An 11,696-nucleotide genomic window follows, 5' to 3' on the forward strand; every position below is an offset into this window, starting at 1 on the left:
TCACGTCGGCGCACTCTGGCGGCACTCAGGCGGCGTGGCACGCGACGCTAGGCGGTCCCGGTCACGGAAAGGTCTCGTTCCCGGAAGTGAGATCAGACCGCAATGTGCGGAACCTCGACCTCCACCTTCCGGCGGGGGACGAGCTCCACGACCAGCATCGCCGTCAGCACCATCGCGCCGCCGCCGAGCATCCGCAGCGTCGTGTCCTCGCCGCCGAGGAGCACCGCGAAGAACGCCGCGAAGACCGGCTCCATGCTCATGATGATCGCCGCCCGGGTCGCCGGCAGGTGGGCCTGCGCCCAGGTCTGCGCCACCATCGCAAAGGCCCCGGCGAACGCCGCCATGTAGACGACCGAGAGCCAGTCCCGTGCGTTCTCGGGGAGGACCAGGCCGTCCGGCGCGGTCGCGACCAGGCAGACCACCGCGATCACGATGATCTGCACGATGGCCATGCCCAGCGCCTCCTGCGGCCGCGACCACGCGCCGAGGCCGACGATGTGCAGCGCGTAGAGCAGCGCGGCGACCAGCGTGATCGCCTCGCCGTAGCCGACGCTGAAGCCCTCGAGGGTCAGCACCGCCAGCCCTGCGGTCGCCAGGGCGACGGCGCCCCAGGTCATCCGGGTGATCCGGGTCCGCAGCAGCACGGCCGCGAACAGCGGCGTCGCGACGACGTACATCCCGGTGATGAAGCCGGAGACGCTGGCGGGCGTGTGGGCGAGGCCGGCCGTCTGGAGGATCTGCGCGAGGCCGTAGAGCAGCCCCAGCACCAGCGCGTGCCGCCGCGACTCTGCGGAGAGCCGGGCCAGCGCGCCCGGCGCGACCGCGACCAGCAGCACGGCGGCGATGGCGAAGCGGACCGCCAGGAAGTCCAGCGTCGGCACCCGGTCGAGCAGGTCCTTGATGAGGAAGAAGGTGCTGCCCCACATGGCGGTGACCGCGAGCAGCGCCGCGGTGGCGAGCAGCGTGGTGCGCCGCGACTCGGTCACGGCGCGTCCCCGGTCGCCGCGGCGGCCTCGTCGCGGAGCCGCTTCAGCAGCGGGATGCCCGGGTCGTCGGCGTCCCGGGAGCCGGGCGTCTCCAGGACGAACGGCACGCCCTCGGTGGCCGGGTGCGCCAGCAGCTCGGCGAACGCGGCAGTGCCGATGTGGCCCTCGCCGAGCTTCTGGTGCCGGTCCTTGAAGGCGCCACGGACGTCCATCGAGTCGTTGGCGTGCACCAGCCGGAGCCGCCCCGGCCCGCCGACCTCGACCACCCGGTCGAGCGTCGCCGCGGCGCCGCCCGCCTCGTCCAGCGGCGCGCCGGCGGCGAAGACGTGGCAGGTGTCGAGGCAGATGCCGGCCTTGGGGTGGTCGTCCAGCGCCGCGAGGTACGCCGTGAGGTCGTCGACGCCCGCGCACAGCGAGCGCCCCTGCCCGGCTGTGGGCTCGAGCAGCAGCCACGGCGCGTCGTCGTCCGCGACGAGGTCGAGCAGCGGGAGCAGCCCCTCGCGGACCTGGCGCATCGCCGCGGCGTACCGCTCGTCGCTGTCGGTGGGGTCGACGAAGGAGCCGGTGTGCACCACGACGCCCTCGGCGCCGATCTCGGCCGCCCGCTTGAGGTTGTGCGCCACCGAGGCGACGGACTTCTCGTAGGTGGCGGGAGTGGGGGAGCCGAGGTTGACGAGGTAGGGCGCGTGGATGAAGACGCGGGTGCCGCGCTCGCCGATGGCGTCGCGGAAGGCGGCGTCCTGCTTCGGGTCGCCCGCGGAGTGCGCCCAGCCGCGCGGGTTGCCGGCGAAGACCTGGAAGGTCTCGCAGCCGAGCTCCTCGGCCGACCGGAGCGCCCCGGCGACGAGGCCCTTGCCCACCTGCACGTGCGTGCCGACGGGGTTGCGGAGGGCGGGGTCGAGCGGCACGGGAGAACCCTAGGTCCGGAGAGCTGGTGGCAGCTCGGGGGGTCTGCGGGGTGAACTGGTGGCAGCTCGCGGGTCAGATCAGGTAGAGCGTGATCGTGCTGCCGCGCGGGACCATCTCGCCGGCCTTCGGGCTGTGGCTGAACACGTAGCCGAGGCCGAAGTAGTTGTCGCTGCGCTCGACCTTCACGTCGAAGCCGAGGTCCTCCAGCCGCTGCCGGGCCGCGTCGACGCCCGAGCCGCGCAGCCCGCTGGGCACTTCGACGAGCTCCGGGCCCAGCGAGACCACGAGCCGGACGTCGTCGCCCCTGTAGAGCGTGGTGCCGCCGGAGGGGTCCTGCGAGATGACGTCGCCCTCCGGGACGGAGTCGGAGTAGGCGGTGTCGCGGGTGACGTCGAGGCCGGACCCGGTGAGCGCCTGCTCGGCCCGGTCGCCGTCCTTGCCGGTCCAGTCGCGGACCCTGATCGGCTTCGGGCCCTTGCTGACGACGAGGTCGACGATGGCGCCCGGCCGCAGCGTGGTGCCGGCGGCGGGCTCGCTGGCGATGACCTGCCCCTCGGGGACCTTCTCCGACCACGCGCCGGTGGACTCCCCGAACGCCAGGTTGGTCTCCTGCAGGGCGTCCTGCGCCTCGTCCTCGCTCAGGCCGCGCAGCTTCGGGACGTCGTAGCGCTCCTTGCCGAGCGACAGCACGACGGTGACGGTGCCGCCGTCGAGGACCCGCTCGCCGGTGGCGGGGTCGGTGGCGAGCACCTTGCCGGCCGGGACGGTCTCGGAGTACTGCCGCTCGCCCAGCTCGGCGACCAGACCGGCCTCCTCGAGCTTCTCGACGGCCGCGACCTTGCCGAGCCCGAGCACGGCGGGCGTGGCGGTGTAGCGCGCCCAGCCGAACCACCAGGCGCCCGCGCCCGCGGCGGTGGCCAGCAGCAGCGCCAGGACCAGCATGATCGGGCCGCGCTTCGACCGGCGGGGCCGGCGCGGGCGAGCGACGGGCGCCGCCACCGTGCGCGTGCCGGTCTCGTCGGGGAGCGGTGCGGGCTCGGCGCGCCCGAGGGTCGTGGTGGGCTCGTGGTCCGCGGCGGCCGTGCCGTGCGCCCCGCCGACGGCCGCGGCCGCTGCCGCGGGCGCGACCACGGTGGCGAGCTCGTCGGTGTCGAAGGGGTCCGCCCGGGTGTCCTCGGGGTCGTCGGAGGGGACGGGCCGTCGTGGGGCGAGGTCCGCCTCGAGGTCCTCGTCCTCGACGACGCCGGCCGCGAGGGCCTGGGCGACCCGGTGCAGCTGGTGGAGCAGCACGCCGGCGTCGGCGGGCCGCTGCGCGGTGTCCCGCGCGGTGGCCCGGGCGACCAGGGCGTCGACGTAGCCGGGGATGCCGGGGGCCAGCGTCGACGGCGCCGGGACGTCCTCGTGGACGTGCTTGTAGGCCACCTGGATCGGGGACTCGCCCTCGTGGGGCTTGCTGCCGGTGAGCAGCTCGAAGAGCACCACGCCCACGGCGTACACGTCGGCGCGCGCGTCGGAGCGGCTCTGCACGACCAGCTCGGGCGCGAGGTAGCTGACGGTGCCGATCAGCACGCCGCCGGTGGCGGTGTGCTGGGTGTCGGCGCTGACGGCCTTGGCGAGCCCGAAGTCGGCCACCTTGACCCGGGTCGCTCCGGAGGAGGGGTCGGTCGCGATGAGGACGTTCTCGGGCTTGATGTCGCGGTGGACGAGGCCGTGGCGGTGGGCCAGGGCGAGCGCCGACAGCACCGGCTCGAGCAGGGCGACCGCCCGCGCCGGCGCCAGCGGGGCCTCCTTGCGGATCACGTCGCGCAGGGTGTGCCCCGGGACGTACTCCATGGCGAGGAAGACGGTGCCGTCGTCGTCGCCCTGGTCGTAGACGGCCACGATGTTGGGGTGGGAGAGGCCGGCGGCGGCGCGGGCTTCGCGGACGAACCGAGCGGCGAACTCGTCGTCGCCCAGGACCGGGTCGCCGAGCCCGGGGTGCATCACCTTGACCGCGACGGTCCGCTGCAGCCGGAGGTCGGTGGCCTCGTAGACGCTGGCCATGCCTCCGCGCGCGACTCGCGGCCCGACTTGGTAGCGGCCGTCGAGGACGCGGCCGGTCATGGGGTCGCTGAGACCGGCGCTCTCGCCCGCGCGGGCGTGCCGATCTGGCTGCACGACGACCCTCCTGCAACCGGACTGGGGAAGGGATCCGGTCGCCTCATGGTACGGAGTCCGGGCGGCCCGGCCGGGCCCCGGCCCGGCCCGGCGTGGCGCGGGACCTGTCCGGGCGGCGGTTTCTCCGGGCCCGCGAGGGGTGGGAAACTGGGGCCATGACCACCCCACGCCTCGCCGACGCAGACCTGTCCGTCCTCGTGCCCGAGTGGCTCGACTGGACCGAGGTCGGCGCCCTCCTCGGCGTGACCCCCGCCAAGGTCCGCACCATGATCCGCGACCACGAGCTCGCCGCCGCCGTACCCGTCCCGGGCGGCGGCCCGAAGGTCCCCGCGGCGTTCATCCAGGACGGACTCGTCGTCAAGGGTCTGCCCGGACTGTTGACGGTCCTGCACGACGGGGGGTACGACGATCGTGAGTGCATCGCCTGGCTCTTCACCGACGACGACCTCCCCGGCCGCCCGATCGACGCGCTTCGGGAGAACCGGGGGTCCGAGGTCAAGCGGCGGGCGCAGGCGATGAGCCTCTGACGGGTCGCCACCCGGCAGGAGCGGACTCGACAGGGCAGGAGCAGCACCTACCGAGAACCGACCGAGAGGATCACCATGAGCGGACTGGCGGCACTGCTGGCCAAGCGGCACGAGCCTGGCATCTTCCGTTGGCACAGCGGCTTCGGCGTCGCGGACGTGCAGCACACGGTCGAGCACGCCGGATGGCGGTTCGTCTACCTCGACGGGCACGAGGAGGAGACGGCCGAGGAGTTCCTCACGGGGATCGGCAAGTCCTTCGGCTTCTCCGACGAGTACCGCCACGACTTCGACTCGCTGGCCGACCACCTCGGTGACGTGGTGCCCTCGGACCGCGAGGGCACGGTGCTGCTCTGGGACAGCTGGAGCCCGTTCGCCCGCGCCGACGAGCAGGCCTTCTCGGTGGCCCTGTCGGCGCTCGGCAGCCGGGTCAACGCCGACCGCGGCGGCCCGCTGGTGGTGCTGATGCGGGGCGAGGGCCCGGACGTGCCGGGCATCGGCAGCATCGACTAGCCGGATCGACCAGCCGGATCGACCAGCCGGATCGACCAGCCGGATCGACCAGCCGGTCAGACCACCCGGTCCGTCGCCGCCGCGGCGAGGTCGCGCAGCACGGCGCGCGCCCCCTCGTCGACGGCAGCGCGGTCCAGCGCGGCCAGCGCCAGGTCGCCGAGCTCGCGGATGACGGCCTCGACCTGCCCGTGGGCGCCCGAGTCGTCGATGACCTCGCGCAGCCGGGCCACCTCGGCCGGCGACAGGCGGGTGCCGAGCGCGCGGTCGAGCAGCGTGGCCTCCTCCTCCGGCGCACCGTCGAGGGCCAGCGCGACGAGGACGGTCCGCTTGCCCTCGACGAGGTCGTCGCCCGCGGGCTTGCCGGTGGTCGCGGCGTCGCCGAAGACGCCGAGCAGGTCGTCGCGCAGCTGGAACGCCTCGCCGAGCGGCAGCCCGAACGCCGACAGCTCGGCCAGCAGGTCTGCGTCGGCCCCGGCCAGGGCGGCGCCGACGTGGAGCGGCCGCTCGATGGAGTACTTCGCCGACTTGTAGCGCAGCACGGTCATCGCGGTGTCCACGTCGGCGTGCCCGCGCGCCTGCGCCGACACGTCGAGGAACTGGCCCGCGATGACCTCGCTGCGGCACAGGTCGAAGACGTCGAGGGCGGCCGAGACCCGCTCCAGCGGCAGGCCGCAGCGCCGCAGCAGCTCGTCGGCCCAGCTCAGCAGCAGGTCGCCGAGCAGGATCGCCGCGGCGGCGCCGTACTGCTCGGGGTCGCCCCGCCAGTCGTCGCCGCGGTGCTCGGCCTCGAAGGCGCGGTGGACGGCCGGCCGGCCGCGGCGGGTGTCCGAGGCGTCCATGAAGTCGTCGTGCACCAGCGCGGACGCGTGCAGCAGCTCCAGCGCGGCACAGGCGCGCAGCAGCGCCTTCTCGTCGGCCTCGGAGACCGGGTCGGGCTGCACGGCGCGGTAGCCCCACCAGCAGAAGGCGGCGCGGAAGCGCTTGCCGCCGGAGACCGAGCGTCGCGCCGCACCGAGCAGCCGCGCCGCGTCGGGACCCAGCGGCTCGAGCCGGTCGGTCATCTCGTCGAGGAAGGCGTCGAGCGTCTCCTGGATGCTCGCGCGGAAGGCGGCAGCGTCCCAGCTCGTCACCCCACGAGGCTAGGCCATGCCGCCACACCGGCCGGCCGCTGGGTGGGCGGCCGCTGGGTGGACAACGACAGGTGGGCTGGACCGGGCTCCCTACACTGCCGGCATGGTCGATGGACGGGGTCTCAGCATCGGCGAGCTGATCCGCGAGGGGGAGCGATCCATCTCCTTCGAGTTCATGCCGCCGCGCGACGAGGCGGGCGTGGAGCAGCTGTGGCAGGCGATCCGCGACCTCGAGCCGTACGCGCCGACGTTCGTCTCGGTGACGTACGGCGCCGGCGGGACGACCCGTGACACGACGGTCCAGATCACCGGCCGGATCGCCCGGGAGACCTCGCTGCGGGCGATGGGGCACCTCACCTGCGTGGGGCACACCCGCGAGGAGCTCGTCGACATCCTCCGCTCCTACCGCGACGCGGGCGTGCGCAACATCCTGGCGCTGCGCGGCGACCCGAAGGAGGGGCCGCGGGCCCCGTGGACGCCGACCGAGGGCGGCCTGACCTACGCCCGCGAGCTGGTGGAGCTGGTCAAGGAGACCGGCGACTTCTCCGTGGGCGTCGCGGCCTTCCCGGAGGCCCACCCGTCCGCGCTGTCCCGCGAGCACGACGCGCAGGTCCTCGTCGACAAGGCCCGGGCGGGCGCCGAGTTCGCCGTGACCCAGCTCTTCTACCGCCCCGAGGACTACTTCGCGCTGGTCGACCGGGTGCGGTCGCTCGGCTGCGACATCCCGGTCCTGCCCGGGATCATGCCGATCACCAACCTCAAGTCGGTGCGCCGGATGGCCGAGCTGTCCGGCGCCGAGCTGCCCGACGACCTGATGGCCCGGTTCGACGGCGTCACCGAGCCCGCCGAGGTCCGGCGGATCGGGGTCGGCATCGCCACCGAGCTGTGCGAGGCGCTGCTCGCGGGCGGCGCGCCGGGGCTGCACTTCTACACGCTGAACCGCTCGCGCGCCACGCTGGAGATCTTCGAGGCGTTGCGGATCACCGCCTAGGGTCCTGCCGCGGGATACCGTGCCGGCATGCGGACGCTCACCGTCACCGGCACCGGCAGCGCCTCGGTCGCCCCCGACTCGGCGCTGGTCCGGGTGGCCGCCACCCACCGCGCCGACGGCGTCACCGCCGCGCTGGCCGGGGTCTCGTCCACCGTCGAGGCGATCGGCGAGGTCGCGCGCCGCTTCACCGACGCGGCGCGGATCGGCTCGCAGGGCCTCTCGGTGTGGCCCTCCCACGACTACGACGGCATGCCGTCGGGCTTCGAGGCCCGGCACTCGCTGGCCATCGGCTGCGACGACCTCACCGCCGCCGGCGAGCTCGTCGCCAGCCTGGCGAAGGAGACCGGGGACCGGATCCAGGTGGAGTCGGTCGGGCTCGACGTCGCCGACCGGACCGAGGCGCTCGCGTCCGCGCGCGAGGCGGCCTGGGCCGACGCCCTGGCCCGTGCCGAGCAGCTCGCGGGCCTCGCCGGCGCGAGCGTGGGCGAGGTGCAGTCGGTGAGCGAGGGCGGCGGCCCCCACGTCGTCGACGGGGGCGAGGTGGCCGTGGCCGCGTCCCGCCGCGCCGACGTCGGCTTCGAGCCGGGTCAGACGTCGGTGTCGGCCACCGTCACGGTGACGTTCCAGCTGGTCTGACCACCACCGGGTCGCCCACCCGGATCCGGCCGCCGGCCAGCACCCGGCAGACGGAGCCGCCGCGCCGCCGCAGCGCCGCGGCCGCGCCCGGGGCGATCTCGTCGTCCAGGATCCGGCAGGGCGCCGCGACCCGGACCACCTCGAGCTCGACCTCGCCCACGGTGATCCGGCTGCCGGGCGCGCTGGGCACGTCGCCGTGGGAGATCGTGACGTTGCGGCGGGTGCCCTCCGGTGGCACCGGGTGGCCCAGCGCCGCGGCGGCCTCGTCGAGCCGCTCCTGCGACTGCACGGTCACCTGCCGGTGCCGCGCGCCGTGGTAGCGGTCGCCCACGATGCCGCGTCCGGTCTCGACGACCACCTCGTCGTGGGCGCGCATCGGCAGCCGGCGACCCGGGGCGGTCCGCAGCGCGGTGACCACCGGGGTGTGGGGAGCGTCGTCGTCGGAGGTCACGCCGGGTCGCCCGCCCGGCCGTCGGCGGGACCCACGGACTGGGCCACCAGCGCCGCCGACAGCCCGACGAACGGAAGCCCGCCGCCCGGAGTGGCGTGGGCGCCGGCGGCGTAGACCCCCGGGATCGGCGTGGTGGGCCCTAGCCGGTGCCGGACCGTGCCGCGGCCCTGCCACTGCAGGCCCATCGGCGAGCCGCCCCAGCGCTCGACGAGCTCGCGGGGGGAGCGGTCCACGCGCACCACGACCCGGTCGCGCAGGTCGATGCCGCGGCGGGCGAGCGCCACCAGGACGTCCTCGGCCAGCCTGCCGCGGCCGTGCACGGTCCACGCGGACAGGTCACCCGACTCGTTCCCCTGTGGCACGCGGCCGCCGGTGCGCACCACGAGCATGGGGTCGCCGTGCAGCACCGTCTCCGGACCCAGGTCGGGCAGCGGGCCCTTCAGCCCGACGTGGCAGACCACCGGAGGGATGGCCGGCGTGGTGCGGGCGACGTGCGGCGCCAGCGCGGGCAGCCGGCGCGGGTCGGTCGCCACCACCACGACGTCCGCGTCCACCGTGTCCTCCGCCGAGCCGTCACCGGTGGCGACCGCCACCACGCGGCCTTCGCGGACCACCAGGTCGCGGACCGGGGTGCCGGTGTGCACCGTGACGCGGCGGGTGGCGAGCCGGTCGGCCAGTGCCCCGGCCAGCCGGCCCATGCCGCCCTCGACCGTCCAGCCGCCGAAGCGCTGCTCGACGTAGGAGTGGACCCCCAGCCAGGCCGGGACGTCACGCAGGTCGTGGCCCTCGGCGACGAACCGGTGCCCGGCGACCAGCCGGAGCCGCTCGTCGCGGAAGTCGCGCCGCAGTCGGCGGCGCAGCGTCTCGCGGCTCCCGAGCACCGCCGCCAGCGGCGGGGACGGCCGCTCCGGTTCCCAGGGGACCTCGAGGTAGTTGCGGCGCAGCACCTCCCAGTCGTCGGCGTAGGCCGCGACGTGGTCGGCCCACCGCTGTCCGAGCCCGGGTCCCAGCTCGTCGAAGGCCGTGAGCTGCGCGGCCCGCGAGCCGCCGGGCACCCGTACCGATGAGCCGTCCTCGAAACGGTGCTCCCGCAGGAACGGCAGCGGCACCAGCTCGAGCTCGCGCTCGACGGGCCGGCCGGACTTGCGGAACAGGTCGCGGACCACGGCGGGCAGCAGCATCGACGTGGCGCTGGCGTCCCACGAGAAGCCGTCCTCGGCCTCGGGCGCCAGGGCGCCACCCAGCACCGGGGCGCGCTCCAGCAGGGTCACCTCGTGGCGCAGCTTCGCCAGCCGGGCCGCCACCGCCATGCCGGCGAAGCCGCCGCCGACCACCACCACGCGTGCCACCGGTCCGCCCTGCCTCAGGCCGAACCGATGACGCGCGCGAGCGACGCGGGGTCCCGTCCCACGACGGTGGTGCCGTCGGCGGCCGTGATCACCGGCCGCTGGATCGCCCGCGGGTGCGCCGCCAGCGCCGCGCACCAGTCGGCCCGGTGCGCCGGGTCGCGCGGCAGGTCGATGCCGGCCTCGCGCGCCTCCCGGGGCCGGGCCAGGTCCCACGGCTCGAGGCCGAGCCGGTCGACGACCGTGGCGACCTCCTCGGCCGTCGGCGGGTCGTCGAGGTAGCGGCGGACGGTGTAGCCGACCCCGGCCGCGTCGAGCTCGGCGACGGCGGTGCGGCACTTGCTGCAGGCAGGGTTGAGCCAGATCTCCACGGTCACGGCCGGGTCACTCGACGTCGATGGTGGTGGCGCCGGTCATCGCCACGAGCTCGTCGTAGGTGGTCGAGAAGACCGCGGCGGGGTGGCCCGCGGCGGCCCACACCACGTCGTACTTCTGCAGCCAGGCGTCGATGTACGTCGGCACCGGCACCGGATGGCCGATGGGGGAGACGCCGCCGATGACCTGGCCCGTGTGGGCGCGCACGAACTCGGGCTTGGCGCGGGCCAGCCGGCCCGCGCCGACGGCCTCGGCGGTCTTCGCGGTGTCGACCCGGTGGGCGCCGGAGGTGAGGATCAGCACGGGGGAGCCGTGGTCGTCGAAGAGCAGGCTGTTGGCGATGGCACCGACCTCGCAGCCGAGCGCCTCGGCGGCGAGTGCCGCGGTGTGCACCGACTCCGGCAGAATGACGATCTCGCCGGTGCCTCCGCGACGGGCGTGCTCCTCGCGGAACCGGGTGATGGAGGCGTGCTCGGTCGGCTGCCCAGTCGGCTGCCCAGTCGGCTGATCGGTCGGCATGGGCCGAGATTAGCGAAGAAGAGAGGGGACCCGGATGGGGCGGCAGGTGCCGGCATCGGTGACCAGTGCGATCCGGACGCAGCTGGCGCTCGTCGTGGTGAGCGGGGTGGTGGCGGTGCTCGCCGTCGTCGAGCGCGACGAGCTGCTGCGCGCCTGGGCCGCGTCCAACCCGAATGCCCGGGTGATCCTGGAGGAGGGCGGTCTCGAGGCGCTCCACGACAGCACCATCGCGCTGCCCATGTTCGCCCCGGTCGCGGTGGTCTCGTTCTTCACCTTCGCGCTGCTGGCCGTGATGCTGCTGGTGTTCTTCCGTGGCGGGCACCCCTCGGCGCGGTGGTCGCTCACCGGCCTCGCCCTCTTCGTGCTCCTGGCGATGGCCGGGATGGTGCGGCAGGACCCGCCCGCGGTCTTCGTGGCGGTCGCCGCGGTCGCCGCGGTGCTCGACGTGCTGCTGCTGTGGTTCCTCTGGCACCGCGACACGTCCCAGTTCATGCGCGGCGCCGACCTCGCCCACGAGGCCGACGACCAGCAGGCCTGAGCGCCCGCCGGCAGCCCGGCACCGCTTCCACGAGAAGGTCCCCGAGACCCGTCCTCCACATCCGGAGGGCGGGTCTTGACGTCGTGTCGGCGGACGGGTGTACCGTGGACGGTGTTCGAACAGTTGTTCGACAGACCTCCGGCGGGGGCGACCTCGACCCCCGCCTCCGCCGGAGGGCCCCGCCACCCCTTCTCGGGCGTGGCGGGGCCGGGCCGGGGTCGGGAGCCAGGGGTCGACGGTGCGAGGCGAGGAGCGTGACGTGAGGCGGTACGACGACCCCGTGGAGGTGCGCAAGGGCTGGGTGACCGGGATCGAGGGTCCCGAGCAGTTCCTGTGGCGCGGAGGGCTGTGGAAGGTCCGGGCGGTGCTGGCCCACTGGGTGGAGACCGGCCCGTGGTGGCAGTCCCCGGGCGTGACCCGGGTGCTGGGTGCCGACGACGTGGACCGGGGCGAGGAGACCGCCCGGAGCTCGGCCGACCTGCTCGCCGAGCGGGAGCTGTGGCGGGTCGAGGCGGGCCGCGGGGTGGCCGCCACTGCCGACGGGGCCGGTGTCTTCGACCTCTCCTTCGACTGGAACGACGGCCGCTGGCAGCTCGTCGGCTGCGCGGACTGAGGGGAGCG

General features: G+C 74.8%; 14 protein-coding genes. 6 read left to right on the forward strand and 8 right to left on the reverse strand.

Features of this window, described 5'->3' with window-relative positions; all coding sequences use genetic code 11:
- Positions 1-92: 92 nt before the first annotated feature.
- The 3 genes from ACFP2E_RS03225 to pknB all read right to left on the reverse strand — a co-directional run bounded on the left by ACFP2E_RS03225 (position 93) and on the right by pknB (position 4,052).
- Positions 93-986 (reverse strand): DMT family transporter, encoded by an 894-nt coding sequence (locus ACFP2E_RS03225; protein WP_378521315.1) that lies wholly within the window; start codon positions 984-986, stop codon positions 93-95.
- Positions 983-1,894, reverse strand: coding sequence for a deoxyribonuclease IV (locus tag ACFP2E_RS03230; RefSeq protein WP_378521314.1), 912 nt, complete (start codon positions 1,892-1,894; stop codon positions 983-985). Before ACFP2E_RS03230 ends, ACFP2E_RS03225 begins: the two co-directional genes overlap by 4 nt.
- A gap of 73 nt (positions 1,895-1,967) precedes the next feature.
- Complete coding sequence (gene pknB / locus ACFP2E_RS03235; protein WP_378521313.1) at positions 1,968-4,052, reverse strand: Stk1 family PASTA domain-containing Ser/Thr kinase; 2,085 nt, start codon at positions 4,050-4,052, stop codon at positions 1,968-1,970.
- A gap of 155 nt (positions 4,053-4,207) precedes the next feature.
- On the opposite strand from pknB, the gene ACFP2E_RS03240 reads away from it, so the two are divergent.
- A complete protein-coding gene (locus ACFP2E_RS03240) occupies positions 4,208-4,579 on the forward strand; it encodes an Rv2175c family DNA-binding protein (protein ID WP_378521312.1) in 372 nt (123 codons plus the stop codon).
- A 75-nt stretch (positions 4,580-4,654) separates the two neighbouring features.
- Positions 4,655-5,089, forward strand: coding sequence for a barstar family protein (locus tag ACFP2E_RS03245; protein ID WP_378521311.1), 435 nt, complete (start codon positions 4,655-4,657; stop codon positions 5,087-5,089).
- 56 nt (positions 5,090-5,145) lie between these two features.
- Here ACFP2E_RS03245 and ACFP2E_RS03250 read toward each other — a convergent pair whose 3' ends face one another.
- Complete coding sequence (locus ACFP2E_RS03250) at positions 5,146-6,219, reverse strand: polyprenyl synthetase family protein (RefSeq protein ID WP_378521310.1); 1,074 nt, start codon at positions 6,217-6,219, stop codon at positions 5,146-5,148.
- Positions 6,220-6,322: 103 nt separating this feature from the next.
- Here ACFP2E_RS03250 and metF point away from each other — a divergent pair, with 103 nt between their 5' ends.
- The gene (gene metF / locus ACFP2E_RS03255; RefSeq protein WP_378521309.1) at positions 6,323-7,210 is read left to right on the forward strand and encodes a methylenetetrahydrofolate reductase [NAD(P)H]; all 888 of its coding nucleotides are present in this window, start codon (positions 6,323-6,325) and stop codon (positions 7,208-7,210) included.
- A gap of 27 nt (positions 7,211-7,237) precedes the next feature.
- A complete protein-coding gene (locus ACFP2E_RS03260; RefSeq protein ID WP_378521308.1) occupies positions 7,238-7,846 on the forward strand; it encodes an SIMPL domain-containing protein in 609 nt (202 codons plus the stop codon).
- Here the strand turns inward: ACFP2E_RS03260 and ACFP2E_RS03265 are convergent.
- From ACFP2E_RS03265 to ACFP2E_RS03280, 4 genes are read right to left on the reverse strand one after another with little or no spacing between them, the layout of a single operon-like run.
- Positions 7,821-8,297, reverse strand: a complete 477-nt coding sequence (locus ACFP2E_RS03265; RefSeq protein WP_378521307.1) for an MOSC domain-containing protein — start codon at positions 8,295-8,297, stop codon at positions 7,821-7,823. The genes ACFP2E_RS03260 and ACFP2E_RS03265 overlap by 26 nt on opposite strands.
- Positions 8,294-9,646, reverse strand: a complete 1,353-nt coding sequence (locus tag ACFP2E_RS03270; RefSeq protein WP_378521306.1) for a phytoene desaturase family protein — start codon at positions 9,644-9,646, stop codon at positions 8,294-8,296. Before ACFP2E_RS03270 ends, ACFP2E_RS03265 begins: the two co-directional genes overlap by 4 nt.
- 14 nt (positions 9,647-9,660) lie before the next feature.
- A complete protein-coding gene (locus ACFP2E_RS03275; protein WP_378521305.1) occupies positions 9,661-10,020 on the reverse strand; it encodes an ArsC/Spx/MgsR family protein in 360 nt (119 codons plus the stop codon).
- A gap of 7 nt (positions 10,021-10,027) precedes the next feature.
- Positions 10,028-10,537 carry a YbaK/EbsC family protein gene (locus tag ACFP2E_RS03280; RefSeq protein ID WP_378521304.1) on the reverse strand — a complete coding sequence of 170 codons (510 nt, stop codon included), beginning with the start codon at positions 10,535-10,537 and terminating at the stop codon, positions 10,028-10,030.
- 34 nt (positions 10,538-10,571) lie between these two features.
- Between ACFP2E_RS03280 and ACFP2E_RS03285 the strand changes: the two genes are divergently transcribed.
- Together ACFP2E_RS03285 and ACFP2E_RS03290 are read left to right on the forward strand one after the other, a co-directional pair.
- The gene (locus tag ACFP2E_RS03285) at positions 10,572-11,075 is read left to right on the forward strand and encodes a hypothetical protein (protein ID WP_378521303.1); all 504 of its coding nucleotides are present in this window, start codon (positions 10,572-10,574) and stop codon (positions 11,073-11,075) included.
- A 259-nt stretch (positions 11,076-11,334) separates the two neighbouring features.
- Positions 11,335-11,688, forward strand: coding sequence for a DUF6504 family protein (locus tag ACFP2E_RS03290; protein ID WP_378521302.1), 354 nt, complete (start codon positions 11,335-11,337; stop codon positions 11,686-11,688).
- Positions 11,689-11,696: the final 8 nt, after the last annotated feature.

Source organism: Nocardioides sp. GCM10027114, from assembly GCF_042659625.1.
In the GTDB taxonomy this organism is placed as follows: Bacteria; Actinomycetota; Actinomycetes; order Propionibacteriales; family Nocardioidaceae; genus Nocardioides.

Coding starts and splice junctions, on each gene's coding strand:
- ACFP2E_RS03245 (WP_378521311.1), top strand. CDS start 4,655: ATGAGCGGACTGGCGGCACTGCTGGCCAAGCGGCACGAGCCTGGCATC.
- ACFP2E_RS03240 (WP_378521312.1), top strand. CDS start 4,208: ATGACCACCCCACGCCTCGCCGACGCAGACCTGTCCGTCCTCGTGCCC.
- ACFP2E_RS03280 (WP_378521304.1), bottom strand. CDS start 10,537: ATGCCGACCGATCAGCCGACTGGGCAGCCGACTGGGCAGCCGACCGAG.
- ACFP2E_RS03260 (WP_378521308.1), top strand. CDS start 7,238: ATGCGGACGCTCACCGTCACCGGCACCGGCAGCGCCTCGGTCGCCCCC.
- ACFP2E_RS03285 (WP_378521303.1), top strand. CDS start 10,572: ATGGGGCGGCAGGTGCCGGCATCGGTGACCAGTGCGATCCGGACGCAG.
- metF (WP_378521309.1), top strand. CDS start 6,323: ATGGTCGATGGACGGGGTCTCAGCATCGGCGAGCTGATCCGCGAGGGG.